We start from the raw sequence: 22,825 nt of genomic DNA, 5'->3' as shown, positions 1-22,825 counted from the left end.
ATGATACAGGCCGGGCAACTAATGTCGTCCATGTTCAATCGCATATCGTCCACAACGCAAAAACCAATCGAGCTTGAGCCTGGACAAGTTTTCAAAGGGACAGTGACCAAACTGCTTCCCGACAATATGGCTCTGGTCCAAATGGGGGGCGTGACGGTCTCTGCCAAGCTGGAAGCGAATCTGGAAGTAGGGCAGAAAGCGTGGTTGCAAGTACAGCCTTCGACAAATCCAGTTACGTTAAAAGTACTTACCTCTCCAGAAAATCCGCAGCAATTGCAGGAGCCATCGATGGAAGGTCTGATGAAATCGCTGGGTATCCCGGAGAGCGAGGAAAGCCGGGCACTAGTGCAGACCTTGGTGAGACAGAACCTTCCTGTAACCAAAGAAACAGTCAATGCTTTTCTTGAAATAGCGAAGGCGCAAGGGAACTCCCAGGAAGTTGTGGATGTGTTTGTTTTGGCGATGAAACGAAATCTCCCATTAACGAATGATGTGGTGGGTTCTCTCAAGGCCTTTTTATCAGGCAAGCCAATTTCAGAAACCATTCAACAATTCGTAAAGGAAGTCGAAGCTTTTCTGGCACAGGAACCAAATGAAACTACTACAGCGCCATCTTCCAAAAACGGGGCTGCCGTAGCAGATCAGACAGGGTTGCGACAATTGGTTTCCAAAGCATTGGCAAAGGTCAGCAGCTTGCCAGTAGAGCTGCCTGTGATCGCTCAATCGGAAAACCAGACGAAAGCCAATCCGTCGCCTGTCTCCTTATCTGGTAACAGTGCTCAAGGAAATGCTGGACAGACAAATACAGCACAAACAGTGTCATCCCAAGCAAATGCAAACCAGTTACATGTGGTTCAGAATAACAATCCAGGAACACAGCCTGCCGTCATACAACAAGGAAGCAACCCAAGTGTACAGCAAGCCACTACAACCACACAACAGGGTAGCAATCCGAACTTATCATCTGCCACCACACAGCAAGGTGGTAATCAGGCAATGAACAATCAGGCAACGAGCACACAAGCGTCGATTGCTCAACCGAACACATTGACAACAGGAAACCAAGTACCCCAACCGGTACCCAATACAAGTATACCTTTGCAAACCAATCAAGCTACTACACTCAGTCAGGCTGCAGGAAATCAGCAACAGATACTGAACCAATCTGCAAGCGCACAGGGCAATACCGTCCCTAACCTGAATTTGACTGGCGAAGATCAAGTTGCAGCACAAAGGCAAACAGCAATACAGAGTCAATCAGCATCGCAAAGTCAATCAGCATCGCAGAGCCAACCTGCTTCACAAAAGGTGACACCTGCTGCAGCGAATGCAACCCCTACCCAAAAAGAGGGAATACAAGCACTGAACAATACGACACAACAGACAGCGGTTCCTGCCAACATGGAGACAAGATCGATTCAGGTCAACAATTCGATTTATTCACCGAGTGGCTTTGTTGGCTTCCCGCCAGAACAACCAACTGTGAATGGAAAAGAAAACCTCACCAATCCGAACCGATTGAACCCGGGAGAAAATGTAGGGACAGGTGAACTGGCTAATCAACGAGCAACAGGCAATGATGACAAATCTCAACTGTTGAAGGATTTGTTCCAAAAGTTGGGTGTTTCACACGAAAGGCAACTGGTTGGCCCTCGCTTTGCCGAGTTGTCCAAACTGGATACAAGCTTGGAAAATGTAAAATCACTGCTGTTACAGGTATCGCAAGCATCAGGAAATTTGCCTGCAGGTCTGAAAGATGCCGCAGAAACATTGCTTCAGCAAGTGACAGGCCAACAGCTTATGCTTTCGCAACCAACCAATCAAGCCATTTCTCAAGTAGTCATGCAAATTCCACTGCGTACCGAAAATGGAGATGAGACGGCTTTTATTCAAATTGAGTCTAAGAAAAAAGATGGCGGACAGCTTGACCCGGATAACTGTCGCCTGTTCTTTAATCTCGATCTGCATTCCCTCGGGATCACCATGGTAGATGTAAATATCGTCAATAAAATTGTGAATATCAACATTTATAATGATTTGCCGTGGGTGGAAGGACTGATTGCTGTCGGCAAGGATACGTTTGCGGGACAATTGCGAGACGCAGGCTATCTCTTATCCAATCTGAAGTCACAACCGATTCCGGAAGGGAAGAGCAGATCAGGCAATTCACCACAGCCAGTGAACCTAGGAAGTGCTTATAAAGGAGTGGACCTCCGAGTATGAGCCAATCCGACAAACCAACTGTCCCGAAACGAAAGCAGGCGGTTGCCCTTCGGTATCAGGCGGGTGTATCTGAAGCACCGTCTGTAGTTGCCAAGGGCAAAGGTTTCATCGCCGAAAACATCCTGCAAAAAGCAAAAGAACATCGGATACCGATTCAGGAAGATCCTTCATTGGTTGAGCTGCTGGGCAAGTTGGATATAGATCAACAAATACCACCTGAGTTGTATCAGGTGGTTGCAGAGATACTAGCATTCATTTATCGGATGGACCGGGAAGGTCGCCCCAGATGAATCAGCGTGAGCTAGGACAATGGGGAGAAGAAATCGCTGCATCATATCTTGTAAAAAAAGGTCTGAAAATTGTTGAGCGGAATGTTCAAACAAGATATGGAGAGATTGACATCGTTGCACTTGATCGTCAAACGCTTGTATTTGTTGAGGTAAAGACGAGACGCCAGGCAAGATACGGGCTCCCGGTTGAATCCGTTACACGTAAAAAACAGCAAAAACTTCGAGAACTCGCCCTCCATTATTTGCAAATGAATAAAGGGGCGAGTTCTTTTCGGTTTGATGTCTGTTCGATCGTACTGGCTGCCAATCAAAAATATGAGATTGTCCATATCCCACATGCATTTTAACGAATGGGCAAAGAGGCAAATGGACGAGGAAATCACACATTTAGGCAGGTTGACAGGGTGAATTAGGCCTGCCAGTTGGGGAAACGTCTACAGCAAGTATCATGATTGCAGCGTAGGATGTATTGTACTCGACGCGATGAACTCCTCCAAACATCATCACCTCTTAACCCTCTGCAAAGTCAGAGGGTTCTTTTTTTGAATTATTTCCCAGACAGCCGCTTGTAGACGAAAATCGACCAGATCACAACAAGCGCAATCACGGAAAGCACGATAGCGGCGATCACAAAGAAGTAAGGTACTTCATGCGAGATGAGGGCATAGGCAATTGCTGCCGCCATAAATATCAGACAATATGTACGAATGGAAAAAGTGGCTTCCGGATTCACTTTGCGTAAGCTAGCATGTATCAAAAGCAGTCCGATACAGAAAATAAATGTTCCTAAGAAAATATTGACTATTGCTGAGACGAAAAAAAGATCGGGCAAGATCGTCACTCCACTTTCGCAGGCTAATTGTACGGACAATTCCTACTGGTAGAGTACTCTCTCCCCGATGGGAAACGCAAGAGTGCAAATGGTAACTTGTATGTTAAAAGCTGCTAAAGCTGATACTCTTTCAGCTTTCGATACAGCGTATTTCGGCCAATTTTCAGTTGTTTTGCAGCCTGAGTGATATTTCCCTGATGCAGTTCCAGTGCTTGTTTGATCAAAGCAATTTCCTGATCACGGATGCTCATTTTCTCTTGCTGAGTTTGACTCTTGGCCGGTGAAGAAGAAGGAGCAGTCGGACAGAGAGTGTGCAGCAATGAATGGGTGATCGGTTTGTTTTCGGCCAAAAATGCAGCTTGCTGCAAGACATTATAGAGCTGTCTGAAATTACCTGGCCATTCATATGTCTGGATAAACCGTTTGGCATCCTCGGTACAGACAGGTTTTCCTTTGGTAAATGGAAGCTGAGCGAAAATGTGATCGGCCAACATGAGCAAATCGCTTCGATGACGAAGGGCAGGCAGCCTTAGTGTGAAACCGTTCAGACGAAAATACAGATCGGCTCGAAACCTGCCAGCCTCAATTTCTTTGGTTAAGTCTTTGTGAGTAGCGGCAATAATTCGCACATCTACCGGACGAGGAATAATTCCGCCAATTCTCGTCACACACTTTTCCTGCAATACCCGAAGCAAAACTGCCTGTGCAGCTAAAGGCATATCGCCAATCTCATCCAGAAACAATGTACCTCCATCAGCAGCTTCGAATTTCCCGATTTGTCCGTTTGATTTTGCCCCGGTAAATGCCCCTTTTTCATACCCAAATAACTCACTCTCCAGCAAGCTGTCAGGAATCGCACTGCAATTGATAGCAATGAAAGGCTTGTCAGATCGTAGGCTTGCAGCATGAATGGACTGGGCGAACAGCTCCTTGCCCGTACCACTTTCACCACTGATCAAGATACTCATATCCAATGGCGCCACTCGTTTAGCAATTGAGGTCACTTCATCCAATTGTGGATCAGCGCTCAGTATATCTGAGAAATCGTAACGATTGCCATGTGTGTCGAGCTGCTTAAGGGGTTCTCCGCGTAACAGAAGATATGCCTGATCGGAATGGTTGCTTGGAAGGAGGCGGGGGGTGAACACAATGTTTTTACAAACATATTTCTTGTGTTCCGATGCGTCTGCAAGCTTGCTGGTATGAATCTCTGGCAAGAAGCGGGTGATTGGAAGACCGACTGCGGTTTCTTCTCTGCATCCGATAATCCGTGCTGCCTCTGAATTGATTCGGGTAATCGTTCCTTTTTTATCGATAGTAATGAGCGAAGAAGGGTGATGATAGTAAATATAATCAAGGTCGTTTGACAGCTTCCTGGTCATTTTCTGAGAGTTTGCAAGAAAAATAGCTTGTTCGATACTGTGCGCCACTCTTCTAACCAGGCCTAGCGTATGAGGATGATAGTTCTGGTGATAGCTGCTTACATTGAGAACACCCAGCAATTGTCCTTCCGGATGGTAAATAGGTGTAGCCGCACAGGTGAGAAAGTGATTATCGTGTAAAAAGTGCTGGTTACCGTGAACTAGGACAGGCTTTTTCTCCACAATAGCAGTTCCAATCGCATTGGTACCTTTGAATTCTTCCAGCCAGTTAGCACCCTTCCGAAGAGAGACGTGATCAGCATGGCGCATGAAGGAGGGGTCTCCCAAACAATCAATGATGTAACCTTCTGGAGAAGCAATCAGCAAAAGAGTATCTGTTCCACGAATATACTGGTAGACATCTTCTAGAACTGGTGCAGAGTAGTAGAGAAGCTCAGCATACCGCTCATTGTATTCGGTTAGCTCGTACTCCCCGATGATGATTTCTTTATCAATGGTTGTAGGATGTAGTCCGGTTGACTGACAGCGCTTCCAAGATTCTTGAATATGTAAGGGAATTACCCCTGTCGATCTGACAGAATCAATCGTCATAGAAACACCTCACATCACGAAAGATAAGAAGTTTTCACAAAAAGTTACTTGTATTGTAACAGATTATACTAAAAGATAATAGAATTTTCAGGAAATATGCCGACAAATATCTCTGCCTGTTTTTAGTTGAAGCCAAGCCACACCTGATCTCTCGAGTTAGTGTTCATTTTGCCGAGACAATTGTTCCAAAATGGATCACTGTACTGCTCCACAATGGAACAACTGAGATACGATTGCAGGCAAAAGTTACAGATGAAATAGGTGAGAATGCCATGTTCAACTGTTGGCATCAAACATGCAATATTTCACGAATGTAAGCACTTACATTTTTGGGGGAGTGAATGGTTATGAAAGCTGCGGTAGTCAATCAATTCAAAGAGAAGCTGGAAATCAAGCAGGTTGAAAAACCAACATTGGAACACGGTGAGATTCTGGTACAGATTAAAGCATGCGGGGTATGCCATACAGACCTCCATGCTGCACATGGTGATTGGCCAGTCAAGCCAAAGCTGCCTTTGATCCCTGGACATGAAGGGGTTGGTGTTGTAGTTGAAGTTGCAGAAGGCGTCAAAAACATTAAAGTGGGAGATCGTGTAGGAATCCCCTGGCTCTACTCAGCTTGCGGCGAATGTGAATACTGCCTGACAGGATGGGAGACGCTCTGCAAAGATCAGTTGAATGCCGGCTACTCAGTCGATGGCGGATATGCGGAGTACTGCAAGGCACCTGCGGCGTACGTTTGCAAAATTCCGGACAATTTGAGCTATGAAGAGGTAGCACCGATTTTTTGCGCTGGCGTAACCACGTATAAAGCATTGAAGGTATCCGAGACCAAACCGGGTGATTGGGTTGCCATCTATGGTATCGGCGGTCTTGGGCATGTGGCCCTGCAGTATGCCAAAGCGATGGGACTCAACGTAGTAGCTGTTGACATTCATCAGGAGAAGCTGGAGTTGGCTACCCGATTGGGTGCTGATTTGACAGTGAATGCAATGGATACCGATCCTGTAGCCTTTATTGAAGAGCAGGTTGGCGGTGTACATGCAGCCATCAGCGTAGCGGTGACTGCCAAAGCATTTGAGCAAGCCTATCGGTCCATCCGTCGTGGCGGTACTTGCGTCATCGTAGGTTTGCCAACAGGGGATTTGCCGCTCCCGATTTTTGATACTGTCCTGAATGGAGTACAAGTAAAAGGCTCAATTGTCGGTACAAGAAAAGACCTGCAAGAGTCATTGCAATTCGCTTCTGAAGGTAAAGTGAAAGTCATTTATGAAACTTTTAAACTCGATGATATCAATGACGTGTTCGACAAAATGGAAAAAGGTCAAATCAATGGTCGGATCGTTTTGACAATTGATTAATAGAATTCTTCAACTGTTCAATAAAAAAATCCTTTGAAGGGGGACATTTACATGATTTATGCACAACCCGGACAATCTGGAGCAAAAGTAGAATTCAAAAAACGTTACGATAATTTCATTGGCGGCAAATGGGTTGCTCCCGTGAAAGGAGAGTATTTTGAGAACATTACCCCTGTAACAGGACAGGCGTTTTGCGAAGTTGCCCGTTCATCATCCGAGGATATTGAGCTTGCATTGGATGCCGCACACGCAGCCAAAGGAGCATGGGGCAAAACATCAGTGACAGAAAGAGCGGCAATACTTAACAAGATTGCGGACCGCATGGAAGCAAATCTGGAGACTTTAGCTGTAGCCGAAACGTGGGAAAACGGGAAGCCAGTACGTGAGACGCTTGCTGCTGATATTCCGCTCGCAATCGATCATTTCCGTTATTTTGCCGGTTGTATTCGTGCACAGGAAGGCACCCTTGGTGAGATTGATGGAGATACGGTTTCCTATCATTTTCATGAACCATTAGGAGTAGTGGGTCAGATTATTCCGTGGAACTTCCCCATCCTGATGGCAGCATGGAAAATCGCTCCGGCACTTGCGGCAGGTAACTGTGTGGTGTTGAAGCCAGCAGAGCAGACACCAGCTTCCATCTTGGTATTGGTTGAATTGATCCAGGATTTGCTCCCTCCTGGAGTGCTAAATGTCGTCAACGGGTTCGGTTTGGAAGCAGGAAAGCCACTGGCATCCAGTAATCGGATTTCGAAAATTGCCTTTACCGGAGAGACAACAACGGGTCGCCTGATCATGCAGTACGCTTCCCAAACGATTATCCCCGTAACATTGGAGCTGGGTGGCAAGTCCCCAAATGTTTTCTTCGCAGACGTTTGTCAGAAGGATGATGAATTCTTTAATAAGGCCATAGAAGGCTTCGTCTTATTTGCCCTCAATCAGGGAGAAGTGTGCACGTGTCCATCTCGTGCAATCATCCAAGAATCGATCTACGAACCATTTATGGAAAGAGCACTGCAACGAGTAGCCAGCATCAAGCAGGGAAATCCACTGGATACAGATACAATGATCGGAGCTCAGGCATCCATGGAACAAGTCGAAAAAATCCTCAGTTACATAGACATCGGGCGACAAGAGGGTGCTGAATGTCTGATCGGCGGGGGCAAAGCAGTTCTTGAAGGTGACTTGCAGGGCGGTTACTATATTCAACCTACCGTATTTAAAGGTAATAACAAAATGAGAATCTTCCAGGAAGAGATTTTTGGCCCCGTAGTATCAGTCACTACTTTCAAGGATCAAGAAGAAGCACTGGCCATTGCCAATGACACGTTGTACGGGCTTGGAGCGGGTGTCTGGACAAGAGATATCAATGCGGCGTACCGGATGGGGCGGAGTATTGAAGCAGGACGTGTCTGGACGAACTGCTACCATGCGTACCCAGCACATGCGGCATTTGGAGGATACAAGGTTTCAGGTATCGGTCGGGAGACGCACAAAATGATGCTCGCACACTATCAGCAAACGAAGAACTTGCTCGTCAGTTATAGCCCTAATGCATTAGGTTTCTTCTAAACGGTTCAATGGCAAACGAGCAAAAATTAGTTGCTACTGATGCCGCATTGAAGCTAATAGAACGTCTGCAGGAAAAGCACGGTCCGCTCCTGTTTCATGTGTCGAGCGGGTGCTGTGACGGGACAACGCCGATGTGCTTGCCTGTGGGAGAATTACTGATTGGCGAATCGGATATTTTATTGGGCAAAGTAGGAGAATGCCAGATCTACAGCAACAAAACGCTGGCAGAATATTGGACAGATAAAGAGATTGTATTGGATATTGCGTCTGGTAGGAGTGGAATGTTTTCTTTGGAAGGATCGGAGAGGGTTCGGTTTATCCTTAGCTTCGGTAATCGATAATTGTTGTGATATTTGCCTTGTCTTTCCTGTTGATTCGAGGAAGGGCAAGGCTTTTCTTGTTAAAAATCAGAATGTATTAATCCACCATATATGGTACGATCGGGTAAAAAGAGAGAAACAACATGCTGAACAAAGGTGGACATACGGAAGAGATTTTGAGATGAGATTTCTATGAAAGAAGGAAGTGACTGTATGGACTATCAAAAGTTAAGTAAAGAACTCTCCTATGCCCTGCGACATGCCCCTCATGAATATGAGTTAGAACTAGATGAACATGGATGGGTCAGTATCGAACAGTTGCTATATTCATTCCACGAACAGTCCAAGTGGAGTAATCTTGACGAAAATGATTTACATACAATGATTTCTCAATCGGATAAGAAACGCCATGAGATTAAAGATGGAAAAATACGAGCGCTGTATGGACATTCAGTACCGAGGAAGATAATGAAAGATGTGATGAAACCACCAGACATTCTCTTTCATGGAACACCCAAGAAATTTGTTGCTCTTATTCTAGAACAGGGACTGCTGCCAAAAGGAAGGCAGTATGTACACCTTTCAGAAGAAAAAGAAACTGCTATTCAAGTTGGAAAAAGAAGAGATAATGAGCCGGTAATTCTCAAGATAAATGCGAAAGATGCTTGGCTAGATGGGATTCGTTTTTACCATGGCAATGAGATGGTTTGGTTAGCAGATAGGGTAGATAAGAAGTACATTTCGGAAGTATAAAAAAGGATTTGATGCAATGCCATTTACATTTGCCCATCCACTGTATGCGGCTCCTTTCAAGAGAGTAAAACCAAGGTGGTTCAGTCTTACAGGACTGATTCTCGGAAGCATGTCTCCAGATTTTGAATACTTTTTCATGTTGGAACCTTACCAGACGATCGGACACACACTACAAGGCTTGTTCTTTCAGGCAATTCCGATAAGTGTTTGTCTAGCTCTTTTATTTCATTATGTCGTGAAAAGACAGATGCTGTTTCACTTGCCTTTCAGTAAACAAATCCGACAGAACATAAGCATACAGAGAAAACAGTGGATACTTAACACACTAAATAAGTGGGTAACTTTCATAGTTTCAATTATTATAGGGTTTTTGACTCACATATTTATTGATTCATTTACACACGTCGGAGGATATTTTGTGGTACAAAGCACTTTCCTCCAAAGCAAAGCATTGGGATTACCAACATATAAAATTCTACAGCACAGTTTGTCACTAATTGGATTAATCGTACCGATCTTACTGTTGCTCAATAGAGTAAAAAAAGGTACAGCAGTCCAAAGATTTCAATCAGCTAGTATCCAACAAAAAATCAGATATTGGTTTATTGTTCTGCTGACTACCCTGCTTGTATTGATCTTAAAATTAACAGTCAGCTCCAGTGAAAATAAATTAGGCATAATTGTAGTCGCTCCCATCACTGGATTTTGGATTGGAATTGTCATTTCGTCAGTTGTTTATCAATGGAAAGAAAGAATGAGAGAATAATGATGATACTGGACGTCTGGATTTTTATTGAAGCCTTGTTATTTCATATCGTAAAAAACTTTTTAAACAGTTCCTTTCACCATTACAAACGAATATATGATCATGGTGATATCCCGCATAAACTTAAGCTCTTTTCAAGGATTATTAGTTTAGATCAGTCTGATTCTCAGGCGTTTTACTTCAGAGGAATGACAAAATTTGATTCTGCTGACTTTTTAGGAGCTATTGAAGATTCAATTAAAGATTTCGAAAGAGCGAGTTCAGAGTTAGAGCAGGCAATTACTCACGAAGCATTAGAGGATATAAATACTACACTGAAAATAACCCCTGACCATACTGATGCTATTTTATTTAAACAAATCATAGAGAAGATGGATGCTGAGGAATAAAAAAGGTAGATATTTTTTATGAAAAAGATGGCAATTAGGTTGTTTGGGAGAAAGATTGGAAGACTTACGGGATAAACTGCCATCTGATTATTACATTCGTTTAAGGTATGACTTTACAATAATTATAGAAGCTGAAGGAATCTAAGTGGTTGGGACAAAGATCGATCAACGATTAGTGCTATCGGTATATACAATGTTTCTTCATGATTTCATAGAATACAACAGAAGGGGTTTTTTAGAAAAGGAGTTGTGAAGATGGACTCTGAGAAAAAAAAGAAATTAATAGAACTGAACGAAAGCAAAACCGATTCATATGTTACCACTGTGCTAGAAATATTTGAAATGGAAGATTTTCAATTTGTAAAAAAAGAAACAACATATGACTATTCAAATAACAAAATGATTCGGTATGTTGCATATGTGGACTTCAAAGAAGTAGGTTGGTGGTTTAACGATCTCGATGAAGCAATGATTGGTGCGCTCGTTTATAAACATTACGGCCACTCCTTTTCTGCTACAAATTTTATTAAAAGAACATTGACCAAATCGCCTTCTCTACTCGATCTTATTCCTAAAGACAAAATGGATACTGAAACAGTTGAAAGGCTACTAGATTTAGACTCAGATCAACTACAGCCTGTAATTCCGGAATTGATGGAATGGATGCAAAATATTAATTGGCCAGTAGCTCAGATACTACCAAAAATATTATTAAAATGCGGAAAACGAATCATCCCTGAGTTAAAAAGAATATTAAACTCAGGAGATGATACATGGCAATTTGCATGTATAGGCTGGATTATAAAAGAACTTCCGAATGAAGTGTTAATCGAAATCGTTCCAGAGTTAAGAAGATTAGCTTTTAATCCTAGTGCGAATGAGAAAGAATGGGAGTTTGATCAAGAGGCAAAAGAGTTGCTAGCTCGATTAAACGATATGTAGGTTTATTTCTAATAGGATAAATTTATTTGCCCCCTTCTCTGTCTTCTCCTACTCTAAAACTATAACAGTGTTCATATAGCAGATCACAGCATAGAACCGAGTTTTGAGGAGGACAGATCATGTACGCACAGACCTTTTCAGGAACGATACTCGGAATCGACGGGATGATCGTTACCGTAGAAGTGGATATTTCCAACGGATTGCCGCAGTTCGATGTAGTTGGACTCGGAGGATCGGCGGTCAAAGAAGCCAGGGATCGTGTGAGAGCAGCACTTCGCAATTCCGGCTTTGAGTTTCCCATGCAACGGATAACCGTGAACCTCGCTCCTGCCGACCTGAGAAAAGAGGGCTCTGGGTTTGATCTTTCCATCGCATTAGGGATATTGCTTGCCTCCAAACAAATACCACCACGTGAAAAGAAGACCGTGATATTGGGTGAGATCGCATTGGATGGAACTCTACTACCCATTCCCGGCGTTTTACCGATTCTTCTAGAAGCTACGAAACAAGGCTTTACCGATGTGGTTATTCCCATACACAATGAATCAGAAGCAAGATTAGTCAATGCGACCATTCTCCCCGCATCCACCCTGCATGAAGCTGTCCAACTGTGGAAGGGAGATCAACCAACCTCGCAGCCAACAGTGCATCATGACAATCTCCCTCACTCTCCACACATTTTTATCGAAGACACTCATCATCAAAAAGTATCTCAAGAACAACGAACAACACAGGATTTCGCCGATGTCTGCGGACAAGCTCTCGTGAAAAGAGGCTTGGAGGTAGCGGCGGCAGGATTTCATAACGTCTTACTCATCGGGCCACCTGGATCTGGCAAAACCATGCTCGCTACCTGCATGCCATCCATCATGCCAGAGATGAGCAATGACGAAGCATATGAGACAACCAAGATATACAGCATAGCAGGGCATTTAACGAGGAAAAGCGGGTTAATCCGGGAGCGTCCCTTCCGAGCTCCGCACCATACCATTACGCAAGCCGCATTGATTGGAGGGGGCGCACATAACCCTCGTCCAGGCGAATGCAGTTTAGCCCATTCCGGTATTCTGTTTCTCGATGAAATGCCTGAGTTTCCACGTAGTGTATTGGAGGTGCTCAGGCAGCCATTGGAATCAGGCAAGGTGGCAATTGGGCGAGTGAAGCAGGTTTACTCATATCCAGCTCAATTTCTCTTAATTGGGTCGATGAATCCTTGTCCATGCGGTTACTACGGCTCGGCAAATCAACAGCAGTGTACTTGCCATCCGTCTCACGTTCAGCGTTATCGCTCACGCATTTCAGGACCTTTGCTTGACCGCATTGATATCCAGCTGGAAGTTCCTCGGGTCTCAATTGAACTGTTAGGGGATCGAAAGGAAGAAGAGGCATCTGTAAGTATCAAGAAACGGGTAGAGAACGCCCGACTTCTGCAGCTTCAGCGGTTTTCCCATGGAAAAGAGTTGCCGTTTAACAGCAGAATGAGCTCGGGAGAAATAAGACGATTCATCCAACTGGATCAGGAAGCCAAGCGCATGTTGAAGGTAGCTTTTGAAACGATGGGGTTAAGTGCAAGAGCGTATGATCGAATCTTGAAAGTAGCAAGAACCATTGCAGATCTCAGTGCATCCGATCAGGTAGTTGCTGCCCATGTTGCTGAAGCAATCCGGTATCGTGCACTGGACAGAAATTTGATAAAAAAGGAATTAGGATAAAAGTCCCGGTTATCAAATAATAGGACTGAAGTAATAGAGATTATCTTTTAAAAAAGTATATCTCTTAGGTACTTTACTCTAATTCATATGCTACTTCTTGATAATTCGACAAATGGTTGTATACTCAAGTTAGGTTTTGGAATTAATTTACTTTGTTTACATAACGAATGAAATTTGTAGGGATCTAGTAAAGGGAGGAGACTTATGGCGTTAGTACCATTAGATGTTTCTCTTGTAGGACGTATACTGAACCAGGATGTATTTAGCAGAAGCGGATTACTTCTACTTTCCAGAGGAACGGTATTATCCAGTTCAGAGATCTTTAAAATGCTGCGACAAAAGATCATGTACGTCGACGTAGAGGACAAGAATGAAACATCAACTCAACAAGATGATCCCAATGAAGAACTGAGTAAACATCTACAAAATTTCTATATTGAAAAAGAAGTTTCAGCAGCCTATGTTACCGTTTTGGATAATGCAAGGCAACTTTTTGACGAAATTCGGGAGGATTACATTCCACCGATCAATCAGTTTTCTGGCCCTTTTCTTCCGTTAGTTGACCAAATCCTGAACCAATCGGGAATATTCAGAGCACTGTATGTCCTTGACGGCTCAGAAGGTTATACATACCGGCATTCTATTAACGTAGGAATTCTATCTGCCTTAATTGCAAAATTACTTAGGCTTTCAAAAGAAGAAATTATTCTGATTGGACAAGCGGGGCTGCTTCATGATGTGGGAAAAATGTTAGTTCCCAAAGAGATTCTGATGAAGCCTGGTAAATTAACGGAAGAAGAGTTCGAACAAATGAAGCTACACACCGTTCATGGATATAATTTGCTATCCAAAATGGAGGGTGGGTCTGAAATTTTTGCTGACATCGCCTTGTCTCACCATGAAAGACTGGATGGTTCCGGATATCCGGAGAAGCGGGTTCAAAAAGGTCTTTCCTACTACACACAAATTGTAATGGTTGCAGATGTATTTGATGCCATTTGCTCTGATCGTGTTTATAAACGACGTACATCTCCATTTGAAGCAGCCAATTTGTTATGGAATGAGGCCTGTTTAGGCAAAATTAACGCAGAAATTGCTACTCGTTTCATTCATTTCATTGCAACCTTGTATACAGGCTCACGTGCTGTCCTCAATAGCGGAGATGAGGTGGAAGTGGTCCTCATTTACCAGGATGAACCGATGAGGCCGCTTGTCCGTCGCCATGATGAATACCTGGATTTACGACACCACCGGGGACTTGCCATCGAACGCATGATTGGATAGGGCCTTCAAAAAAATAAACTGTCCTCAAAAAACCCGAGCAGATTCCTGTTCGGGTTTTTCGTCGAATACTTCCGTTTTTTCTTACTAGGCAATGATGGGCAAAACAGAAAGGAACTGGCAAATTTTGGTTGAATATAGGTACTATTCTGATCATTTCTATTTTATAAGGGGGAATCATCGTGAATCTTCGGAAGGGTTTCTATCATAGCACCAAAATCATTGTTTCGCTTACACTGATCTGGGCACTCGTTTTTGCTACGAGTGTTTTTGCCAAGCAGGAGCAGAGAGAAGAAGTCGATTACTTGGCATTAGGAAATTCTCTTGCAGCGGGTGTGACACCGTATAATGAATTGGGGAAAGGGTATACCGATTTTTTGGCTGAGAGAATCGAACGGATTGGCTATCTCGCACATTGGGACAAGCGATATGCCGTACCAGGATATACGACCACCAACGTGCTCGATGATATCAAAAATGATGTAAAAAAAGATACAGATTCAAGTAAGGATGAAAAAGGCATCCGTGAAAATATTCGTGACGCCGAAATCATCACACTGGATGCAGGTGCCAATGATCTGTTAAAGCAAATAAAAATATTACCAGATGGTACTGTCAATGCTGATCCTGCTGTCGTGCAACAGGTTTTGACTCAAATCGGTTCCAATCTTACTTTCATCTCAAGGGAAATTCACGAACTGAATGATGATGTGTCCCTCTATATCATGGGGTATTACAATCCGTACTCGTACCTTCCAGAGGAACAACAGAAACAATTGAAACCAATCCTTGATTTGCTTAACAAGACGATTCAAAAGGTAGCCAAGAATGAAAAAGCGACGTTTGTACCGACAGCCGATGCAATTGCTGAGGATTTTGAGAAGTATTTGCCTAATCCACTAAATATCCATCTAAGTGAAGAAGGGTATGAAGTTGTCGCTGATTTGTTCTGGAATTATGTAATAAAAGAATTCAAGGCAGAGAAACTGCTGATTAGCAAAAAGAGTGTTACGTTAAAAGAAGGTGCAAAAACGCAACTGAAGCTTACAGCAGTATATAAAAATGGCGCTAGGGAAAATGTCACTGCCTTTGCAAAATGGACTACTACGAAAAGCAAGGTTGCGAGAGTAAAGGCAGGTCTGATTGAAGCAAAAGATAAAGGGGAAGCGACTATCAAGGCTCTATTTGATGGTGAACTGATAAAAATACCCGTCACAGTAAAATAAAAGAATGACAAAAAACCCTTTCGAATCAAGAAAATCGATGAATTCGAAAGGGTTGTATCCATCACTGTTTTATTTTTGTTCTGAACAATCGGTAACTCCACAACTTGTAGTATGGGCGCAGCCAGAACAAGAGCCTTGCTTGCTTTTTTTTACGTATCGGTAGATTGTCCAACCTGCGTAACCAAACACGAGAGAGCCGATGAGAATATCAATCATAAAAATTCATCTCCCTTCCATTACGTTAAACCGATTAGCAAGCCTCCACGATAAATAATGAATGAAATCAGGTAGGCTAGAACCAGTGAATAGGAAATCGAAAACAACGTCCAGCGAGTTGAAGCCGTTTCTTTGCGAATAACCCCAACAGTAGCCAGACAAGGAACATAAAGCAGTACAAAAGCCATAAATGAGAATGCTTGCAATGGCGTAAAAAATTGTCCTACCATTCCTGTCAAACTGTCCACATCTGGTGCGTTATAAATAATATTCATCGTTGAAACGACAACTTCCTTGGCGAAGAATCCGGTGATCAATGCCGAGCTTGCTTGCCAGTTGCCAAAACCGATTGGGGAAAGCAGAGGTGCGACGATTCCACCAATCATGGCGAGAAAGCTATGATTCATATCAACATCAAAACCGCCAGGGCCAGCGTAGGAGAGGAACCAGATGAGAACAGAACCCCCGAGAATAAATGTACCCGCCTTGCGAATAAATCCTTTTCCTTTTTCCCAGGTGCTGCGGAACAAGGTGCGACCTTGTGGCAGACGATAAGGAGGGAGTTCAACAATGAACATCGTTGTTTCCTGTCTTAGCAATGTAGAGGAGAACAACTTCGCCAGTAAAAGGGCCAAAACGATTCCGAGAACGTATAGGGAAAGAACGACCGATGCCTGATTTTTTACAAAGAAAGCACCTACGAACAAGCTGTATACAGGAAGACGTGCCGAACATGACATCAACGGGATCAAAAGAGTTGTCAACAGGCGTTCCTTTGGCTGTTCAATGGTACGGGCAGTCATTACTGCTGGCACGTTACAACCAAATCCGATGATCATCGGGATAAAGGACTTTCCATTCAAACCGACAATCTCCATTAATTTATCCATTACGATGGTAACACGGGACATATAACCAGAGTCCTCGATGAAAGAGATCAGGAAAAACAACATAAATATTTGTGGAACGAAGACGAGTACGCCGCCGACGCCGCCAATAATACCATCCACGATCAGGGCATGAGTAAATTCCGATGCGCCCATCGAGGTTAAAAGCGAAACGACCATTTCACTCAGCGGACCAGAAATGAACTCATCCAACAGATCGGAGAGCGGGCTGCCCACCCAATCAAATGTTAATTTGAACATCAGATACATGAACAGCAGAAAGATCGGCATCCCTAAGTATTTGTTGGTCACAATGGCATCGATCCGGTCAGTAAAGGTATGTTCAATCGTTTTTGTTCGCACCAATGCCTGATCAATCACTTCTTTAATAAAGGTCGTTCGAATCTGGCGGAGGAAATGCGGAAGAGAAGATGCAAGTTGCTGCTGTTTCACTTGAAGCTCAACATCTTGGTACAATTCAGCGAGTGTTTTCGCATCCACATATTTTTCCCACTCGGTTCGGACGATCGGATTACCCTCCAGGAACTGCAAAGCTAACCAACGAACAGGAAGAGTCGTATCAGAAGGGAGGTGATTGGCTAAACGCAGTATCGCTTTTTCAACAATCGCACCATAGTAGAGGGTGAGGGGCTGAGTTTGCTTTTTCGTAATGGTGTTTAATTCTGATGAAAGTTCATTACTTCCCTTACCTGTACGCGCAACAATAGGAACGATAGGAACTCCCAATCGCTCTGACAATTTTTTGTGATCGATATCAAGCCCACGATTTTGGGCCACATCGACCATATTTAAACCAACTAACAGGGGTTTCCCGTACTCCAGTAATTGAACAGTTAAGTACAAATTACGTTCTAATTGAGAAGCATCGACGATATTTAAAATCGCTTCGAAATCTTCAGTCAACAAAAACTGACTTGCAACCCCTTCATCACGAGAAAGCGGGTTAAGGGAATAAATTCCCGGCAAGTCAATAAGATGCCCTTGCTTGTTTTTAAGCATCCCTACTTTTTTCTCAACAGTAACGCCCGCCCAGTTGCCAACATACTCGTATGAGCCAGTCAACGTATTGAAGAGCGAGGTCTTTCCTGTATTGGGATTGCCTACAAGCGCTATTTTCATCATACGAACTGCACCTCGATCATGCTTGCTTCATTGCGCCTGATGCCAATGCTTTGTCCGTTCGCCTCTAATGTGAGCGGCCCTCCGAATGGGCTACGGCGTTTCATGCAAATTTCTGTACCTTCCATAATACCCAGATCGATGAGACGCCGCAGTACGATCGAGTTAACCTTGGAAATATCGCAAATGCATACCTTTGTGCCTGGCTGGATGTCGACAAGATTTTTGTATGTTTTCATACTTGCCTCCGAAAGGAAAATGATAATCTTTATCAATGCTTCAGGTTTTACTATATCATGCTTTCAACACGAGTCGTATGACAAAAATCACATTTTTATCCTTCTGGAACGTGGTAAAATGGCTTTAAAACAAATTGTCTCATTATTGTTAAATGTGATCAGATTAACAGATCAAATTAGGTGAAAGACTATACTGTTGCTTAGAGTAAAACGAAGGAGGCTTTTAACTATGAGTTTCGGATGTGGAATTCCAAATGTGAACAATTTACCTTTGAGCCCCGCATTGGCTCGTCTCAAAGAAGAGCATATTCCATTACGTGCACAAATGGACGAGTTTTATCTACTTGCAAAAGACATTGGCGGAGACGAAGCGACAAGTAACTGGGCGGATGCACTTCGTCATTTGAACGAAAAGGCACAGAAGTTTATCAGTGAACTGGATCCTCACTCCATTCGTGAAGAAGATGTTTTGTTCGTGATGATGGCAAAATACATCGGCCGCGAAACAGGACCAATCTCTGTAATGGAATACGAGCATGATCAAGCAAAGAGAAACCTGAAACAATTCACAGAAAAAATGGCTGCAATCGGCGAAACAGTAGAAAAAGACGAAGCAAAAGGTATTGCCTCCCATTTAATGAATGCCTATATGATTTTGACAGAGCATTTTATGAAAGAAGAAAATGTGCTCTTCCCAATGGCTCAACAAATGCTGACTGACGCAGAAAAAGAAGAGCTGGTAGTAAAATTTAACGAGATCAACTAGGCAACCATATTTAATAGAGCGACATGTTCTGCACTATCTGTCAGATATTGACGGATGGTGCAGTTTTTTCGTTTTTTAATCTATCATTTCCAACATTTACATGTTATAAATAATGGTAAGGGATGGTATATGCATGAGCTTGAGACCGTTTGGAATCGAAGTAAAACACTATCAAATGGGGGAAGACTTGGTCTTTCTAGTAACAGGAGGTGTTGCACACATCGGCGCAACGGCAACAGCTTACCTTGTTGATGGCGAAGTAGAAGTAGGTCTTGTTACCGTGCCTGGTCATAGAGAGGACGAACTTGCAGTCGAATTTGCCAGACAAGCATGCCGGAAATGTAACAAATCTGTGACAGTTATTGTTGGTATTCATATTGATCAAGCAACTAAAAAAGATATAGAAACCGCAGTGGTAACGGCTCGAGAGGCTATGGAAGAAGCGCTTTTGCTAATTTGTGACATAGTTTGACAACTTTGTGAAGTGTGACAGAAAACACAGGTATGGGAAAATTATAGGAATATCATAGTAAGTGAAGTACGAATGAAGGGAGGTTTAGTATGAATAAAAATCTTTTGATATTCTTCCTTTGCTTTGCAATCACGTTTGCAGGGGGATATGTTTACTATCAATCCCAGGGTTCTAAGGATGTTGCCAGCGAACCTGCAACTTCTACTCCTGCCAAGGCAGATGAGAGTAAAGCAGAAACGCCTGCAGCACCTGCAGCACCTGCGGCAACTGCTTCTTCATCAGAAGGTCAGATTTTTACAACAAAAGGTTGTATTGGATGTCACTCCATTTCAGCTCTAAACTTGCAAGGTGGAGCAGCTGGACCTGATTTATCCAAAGCATTTGTTAACGTGAAAGATAAGCACGGGGTACCAATTGAAGAGTTCCTCAAGAAGCCGACTTCTGCCGTAATGTCTGGCGTTATTGGTGGTAATCCATTGACAGATGAGGAACGCGAAGCAATTCTGAAAGCGTTAAAACTAGCGTCAGAAAAGTAATTATCTTATTTCTTTGATGAAAATTTTGAGGAGGATTCTTCATGAAGAAGATTGTTCCAATCGTCTCCGGGGTTCTTACGGGGTTCATTGCAGCAACTGTGTTTTTTGCTGGCTCAACTTCCGTAGGTCCTAAAACAACAGCGGAAGACACGAAGATCAAATCTGATGCCGAAAAAGTACACGTACCTTTCGGTAAATTGGATGAGTACTATTTGTTTGCTTCTGGTGGACACTCTGGACATCTGTTCGTCTATGGCGTTCCATCCATGAGAAAGATCCGTACGGTTCCTGTATTCTCCATCGATTCTGCAACGGGTTATGGATATGAAAAAGAAACCAAAGAAATGTTAGGCGGATACACATGGGGTGACTTCCACCATCCGGCATTCTCTGAAACAAAAGGGGAATACGATGGAAAATGGATGTTCGCTACTGACGTAGCCAACAACCGTGCGGCGGTAATGGATCTGAAAACATTCCAGACTATTGACATGATTCAAGCACCGAACGTTGCGGGTCCTCACTGCGCTGCCTTCGTTACTGAAAATACAGAGTACTTGTTCATGCCGACTCGTTTCGCTGTTCCGCTCGAGCGCAAATATGCGTCACTCGATGACTACAGCAAAGAGTTCAGAGGTACATTGTCTGCTGTGAAATTTGATGAGGCGAGCAAAAAACTTTCCATTCCTTGGCAAGTTGCCCTGCCACCTTGGAACTATGACTTGTCCGATGCGGGTAAAGGACCTTCTCATGAGTGGGCTGTTATGACAACCTACAATACAGAAGAAGCAACAACGAACCTGGAAATCAACGCTTCCCAAAAAGACCGCGACTACATTATTCTCTGGAATTGGAAAGAGCTCGAAAAGATGGTTGCTGCTGGTCAATTTGAAGAGGTTGGCGGTTCGAAGGTGATCTTCCCTGAGAAACACAAGGGTGGTATCTACCTGGTACCAGTTGCCAAGTCTCCGCACGGGGTTGACGTAACTCCAGATGGTAAGAATTTTATTGCTTCTGGTAAATTGGCTCCTGCAATGACTGTGTTCTCTTTTGAAAAAGCATTCGATGCTATCAAAAACAAGAAGTTCTCTGGCGAAGAAAAAGGCATTCCAGTTCTTGATTACAATTCCGTTATGGAACGTGAAGTGAACCCACCGAATGCTCTTGGACCACTTCATACTCAATTCGACGACAAAGGTTTAGCTTATACAACCATGTTCATCTCATCTGAGGTAGTTAAGTGGAATGTACAAACCGGTGAAACTCTTGACCGTGTTGCTGTTCAATACTCTCCTGGACACAGTGCTGCAGCAGAAGGTGACAGTGCTAGCCCAGATGGTAAATACTTAGTATCTCTGAACAAAATTGCAAAAGACAGCTATCTTTCTGTAGGTCCATCTCACCCTGAATCCATGCAGTTGATTGATCTGTCTGGAGACAAGATGAGAGTCATTCAATCAGCACCAGTTGACCCAGAGCCTCACTATGCTCAAATGATCAAAGCAGACAAGATCAAGACAACTGAAGTTATTGAGAAGGATGAAAAACGACCTAATTCTGTTTGGAAAGCTGATGATGCACGTATCGAGCGTAAAGGCAATGAAGTACACGTTTACGGTATTGCAATGCGTTCGAAGTTCATCCTTGATGCAAAAGCAAAACGTCAAGACGTTATTGAAGTAAACCAAGGCGACAAAGTAGTCATCCATCTGACCAACATCGATTTGGATGAGGACATTACCCACGGCTTTGGTATCAACAACTTAAACCTGAACTTCGAAATTCAACCAGGTGAAACAAGAACAATGGAGTTCACTGCTGATAAAGCGGGAACATTCCCGATCTATTGCACAAACTTCTGCTCTGCGCTTCACCAAGAAATGACAGGTTACTTGCTGGTAAAACCAAAAAATTAAGAGGTTCAGACTTTGGAAATGAAGCGGGTGTCCATGTGATGCCCCTTCTTTTCCTAATTTAAATAGGAGATGAGTAGAGTGGCACGAAAACTATCACTGACTTCTACTGTGATGATCGGTATTGCTTCTGTACTGATAGCGGTGTCCATCTTTTTCCCTTGGTGGCAAATGAAATTTTTTGCCCCTCAATATCCAGAAGGACTTGATATTATTGTTTACCCTTATAAGCTAGATGGAAAATATGACATTGTAAACGGACTGAATCATTACGTTGGCATGGCTCCATTCAGCGAAGAAACATTCCCAGAGTTGCAGTTCTTGCCTTGGGTGATTGGCGGGATGGCGGTTCTCACCCTTGTAGTTGCAATACTAAGAAAGAAATCGTTGTTGTACGGAATAGTAGGACTCTTCGGTGTAGGGGGAATTCTTGGGCTTTATGACATTAATCGTTGGCTAAAAGCGTTTGGCACGAATCTCGATCCGAAAGCTCCGATCAAAATTGATCCATTTATTCCACCGATGATCGGTGAGAACACAATCGCCAACTTTGTTACTCACAGCTACTTTACCTATGGTTCTTTTCTAATTGGAGCGGCATTCCTTCTACTCGTAATCCCGCTATGGAGGGAACGAAATCAATGAGAAAATTAGCAGCTTTGTGGCTAGGAGTACTTCTTTGGTCAATCAGCATGTCAATCACATTCGCAGAGGAATCGTTGCAAGAGAAGATTGATCAGGCGCAAGCAAATGCAACGATTACTTTGGACGATCGAACGTATGAGGGGAATCTCGTAATCACAAAGCCGCTAACCATCATAGGAAAGAGCAATACCATTATTCGTGGAGATGCGACCGGCAATGTGATCCAAATCGATTCACCAAATGTCCATCTCGATCAGTTGAAGGTGGAGCATGGAAGCAAAAGCATGAATTCACGTGAAGAATATGCGGCAGTGAAGGTGAATTCATCCAATAACATCATTGAGAACATTGAAATTTCGGATTCCTATCAC

24 protein-coding genes are annotated in these 22,825 nt (G+C 43.4%); 19 read left to right on the top strand and 5 right to left on the bottom strand.

Features of this window, described 5'->3' with window-relative positions; all coding sequences use genetic code 11:
* Genes ACPW7N_RS16960 through ACPW7N_RS16950 form a run of 3 tightly spaced genes read left to right on the top strand, consistent with a single transcriptional unit; the run spans position 1 to position 2,860 of the window.
* Positions 1-2,223 (top strand): hypothetical protein, encoded by a 2,223-nt coding sequence (locus tag ACPW7N_RS16960; protein ID WP_425652294.1) that lies wholly within the window; start codon positions 1-3, stop codon positions 2,221-2,223.
* Positions 2,220-2,513, top strand: a complete 294-nt coding sequence (locus ACPW7N_RS16955) for an EscU/YscU/HrcU family type III secretion system export apparatus switch protein (RefSeq protein ID WP_425652293.1) — start codon at positions 2,220-2,222, stop codon at positions 2,511-2,513. The genes ACPW7N_RS16960 and ACPW7N_RS16955 overlap by 4 nt, the downstream gene beginning before the upstream one ends.
* Positions 2,510-2,860 carry a YraN family protein gene (locus ACPW7N_RS16950; RefSeq protein WP_425652292.1) on the top strand — a complete coding sequence of 117 codons (351 nt, stop codon included), beginning with the start codon at positions 2,510-2,512 and terminating at the stop codon, positions 2,858-2,860. Before ACPW7N_RS16955 ends, ACPW7N_RS16950 begins: the two co-directional genes overlap by 4 nt.
* 200 nt (positions 2,861-3,060) lie before the next feature.
* Here the strand turns inward: ACPW7N_RS16950 and ACPW7N_RS16945 are convergent, their stop codons facing one another.
* Positions 3,061-3,345, bottom strand: a complete 285-nt coding sequence (locus tag ACPW7N_RS16945) for a hypothetical protein (RefSeq protein ID WP_425652291.1) — start codon at positions 3,343-3,345, stop codon at positions 3,061-3,063.
* A gap of 113 nt (positions 3,346-3,458) precedes the next feature.
* Positions 3,459-5,318: a sigma-54-dependent Fis family transcriptional regulator gene (locus ACPW7N_RS16940; RefSeq protein WP_425652290.1), complete on the bottom strand. Its 1,860-nt coding sequence runs from the start codon at positions 5,316-5,318 to the stop codon at positions 3,459-3,461.
* A gap of 347 nt (positions 5,319-5,665) precedes the next feature.
* Between ACPW7N_RS16940 and adhP the strand changes: the two genes are divergently transcribed.
* The 10 genes from adhP to ACPW7N_RS16890 all read left to right on the top strand — a co-directional run bounded on the left by adhP (position 5,666) and on the right by ACPW7N_RS16890 (position 15,640).
* Positions 5,666-6,679 carry an alcohol dehydrogenase AdhP gene (gene adhP, locus ACPW7N_RS16935; RefSeq protein ID WP_425652289.1) on the top strand — a complete coding sequence of 338 codons (1,014 nt, stop codon included), beginning with the start codon at positions 5,666-5,668 and terminating at the stop codon, positions 6,677-6,679.
* Between the two features lie 51 nt (positions 6,680-6,730).
* Positions 6,731-8,251 (top strand): aldehyde dehydrogenase, encoded by a 1,521-nt coding sequence (gene adh, locus ACPW7N_RS16930; protein WP_425652288.1) that lies wholly within the window; start codon positions 6,731-6,733, stop codon positions 8,249-8,251.
* Positions 8,252-8,259: 8 nt separating this feature from the next.
* Complete coding sequence (locus ACPW7N_RS16925; RefSeq protein ID WP_425652287.1) at positions 8,260-8,592, top strand: DUF779 domain-containing protein; 333 nt, start codon at positions 8,260-8,262, stop codon at positions 8,590-8,592.
* A 192-nt stretch (positions 8,593-8,784) separates the two neighbouring features.
* Positions 8,785-9,324, top strand: a complete 540-nt coding sequence (locus ACPW7N_RS16920; protein WP_425652286.1) for an RNA 2'-phosphotransferase — start codon at positions 8,785-8,787, stop codon at positions 9,322-9,324.
* A gap of 16 nt (positions 9,325-9,340) precedes the next feature.
* Positions 9,341-10,090 carry a DUF4184 family protein gene (locus ACPW7N_RS16915; RefSeq protein ID WP_425652285.1) on the top strand — a complete coding sequence of 250 codons (750 nt, stop codon included), beginning with the start codon at positions 9,341-9,343 and terminating at the stop codon, positions 10,088-10,090.
* On the top strand, positions 10,090-10,479 hold the full coding sequence (locus tag ACPW7N_RS16910; protein ID WP_425652284.1) for a tetratricopeptide repeat protein: 390 nt from the start codon (positions 10,090-10,092) through the stop codon (positions 10,477-10,479). Before ACPW7N_RS16915 ends, ACPW7N_RS16910 begins: the two co-directional genes overlap by 1 nt.
* A 255-nt stretch (positions 10,480-10,734) precedes the next feature.
* On the top strand, positions 10,735-11,421 hold the full coding sequence (locus ACPW7N_RS16905) for a DUF5071 domain-containing protein (RefSeq protein WP_425652283.1): 687 nt from the start codon (positions 10,735-10,737) through the stop codon (positions 11,419-11,421).
* A 119-nt stretch (positions 11,422-11,540) separates the two neighbouring features.
* Entirely contained in the window at positions 11,541-13,133 is a 1,593-nt protein-coding gene (locus tag ACPW7N_RS16900; RefSeq protein ID WP_425652282.1) for a YifB family Mg chelatase-like AAA ATPase, read from the top strand.
* 204 nt (positions 13,134-13,337) lie between these two features.
* Positions 13,338-14,417: an HD-GYP domain-containing protein gene (locus ACPW7N_RS16895; protein ID WP_425652281.1), complete on the top strand. Its 1,080-nt coding sequence runs from the start codon at positions 13,338-13,340 to the stop codon at positions 14,415-14,417.
* A gap of 179 nt (positions 14,418-14,596) precedes the next feature.
* Positions 14,597-15,640: an SGNH/GDSL hydrolase family protein gene (locus tag ACPW7N_RS16890; RefSeq protein WP_425652280.1), complete on the top strand. Its 1,044-nt coding sequence runs from the start codon at positions 14,597-14,599 to the stop codon at positions 15,638-15,640.
* Between the two features lie 69 nt (positions 15,641-15,709).
* Here ACPW7N_RS16890 and ACPW7N_RS16885 read toward each other — a convergent pair whose 3' ends face one another.
* The 3 genes from ACPW7N_RS16885 to ACPW7N_RS16875 are packed head-to-tail and all read right to left on the bottom strand — an operon-like array spanning position 15,710 to position 18,122.
* Positions 15,710-15,856 (bottom strand): FeoB-associated Cys-rich membrane protein, encoded by a 147-nt coding sequence (locus tag ACPW7N_RS16885; RefSeq protein WP_425652279.1) that lies wholly within the window; start codon positions 15,854-15,856, stop codon positions 15,710-15,712.
* Between the two features lie 20 nt (positions 15,857-15,876).
* Positions 15,877-17,886 carry a ferrous iron transport protein B gene (gene feoB, locus ACPW7N_RS16880; RefSeq protein ID WP_425652278.1) on the bottom strand — a complete coding sequence of 670 codons (2,010 nt, stop codon included), beginning with the start codon at positions 17,884-17,886 and terminating at the stop codon, positions 15,877-15,879.
* Positions 17,883-18,122 (bottom strand): FeoA family protein, encoded by a 240-nt coding sequence (locus tag ACPW7N_RS16875; protein WP_425652277.1) that lies wholly within the window; start codon positions 18,120-18,122, stop codon positions 17,883-17,885. The genes feoB and ACPW7N_RS16875 overlap by 4 nt, the downstream gene beginning before the upstream one ends.
* Positions 18,123-18,351: 229 nt before the next feature.
* Between ACPW7N_RS16875 and ACPW7N_RS16870 the strand changes: the two genes are divergently transcribed.
* From ACPW7N_RS16870 to ACPW7N_RS16845, 6 genes are all read left to right on the top strand, one after another.
* Positions 18,352-18,888 (top strand): hemerythrin domain-containing protein, encoded by a 537-nt coding sequence (locus ACPW7N_RS16870; RefSeq protein WP_425652276.1) that lies wholly within the window; start codon positions 18,352-18,354, stop codon positions 18,886-18,888.
* Positions 18,889-19,021: 133 nt separating this feature from the next.
* On the top strand, positions 19,022-19,360 hold the full coding sequence (gene lpdD / locus ACPW7N_RS16865) for a prenylated flavin chaperone LpdD (RefSeq protein ID WP_425652275.1): 339 nt from the start codon (positions 19,022-19,024) through the stop codon (positions 19,358-19,360).
* 89 nt (positions 19,361-19,449) lie between these two features.
* On the top strand, positions 19,450-19,896 hold the full coding sequence (locus tag ACPW7N_RS16860) for a cytochrome C (RefSeq protein WP_425652274.1): 447 nt from the start codon (positions 19,450-19,452) through the stop codon (positions 19,894-19,896).
* Between the two features lie 41 nt (positions 19,897-19,937).
* Positions 19,938-21,812 carry a Sec-dependent nitrous-oxide reductase gene (nosZ, locus tag ACPW7N_RS16855; RefSeq protein WP_425652273.1) on the top strand — a complete coding sequence of 625 codons (1,875 nt, stop codon included), beginning with the start codon at positions 19,938-19,940 and terminating at the stop codon, positions 21,810-21,812.
* A 78-nt stretch (positions 21,813-21,890) separates the two neighbouring features.
* Positions 21,891-22,454 carry a hypothetical protein gene (locus ACPW7N_RS16850; RefSeq protein WP_425652272.1) on the top strand — a complete coding sequence of 188 codons (564 nt, stop codon included), beginning with the start codon at positions 21,891-21,893 and terminating at the stop codon, positions 22,452-22,454.
* The coding region (locus ACPW7N_RS16845) for a right-handed parallel beta-helix repeat-containing protein (RefSeq protein ID WP_425652271.1) at positions 22,451-22,825 on the top strand (375 nt) is incomplete at its 3' end. The genes ACPW7N_RS16850 and ACPW7N_RS16845, both read left to right, overlap by 4 nt.

It is taken from the genome of Brevibacillus nigriterrae (genome assembly GCF_049846925.1).
Lineage (GTDB): Bacteria > Bacillota > Bacilli > Brevibacillales > Brevibacillaceae > Brevibacillus_H.
Note: the sequence above shows the minus strand (reverse complement) of the source record. Positions and strands in the feature narration are given on the sequence as shown.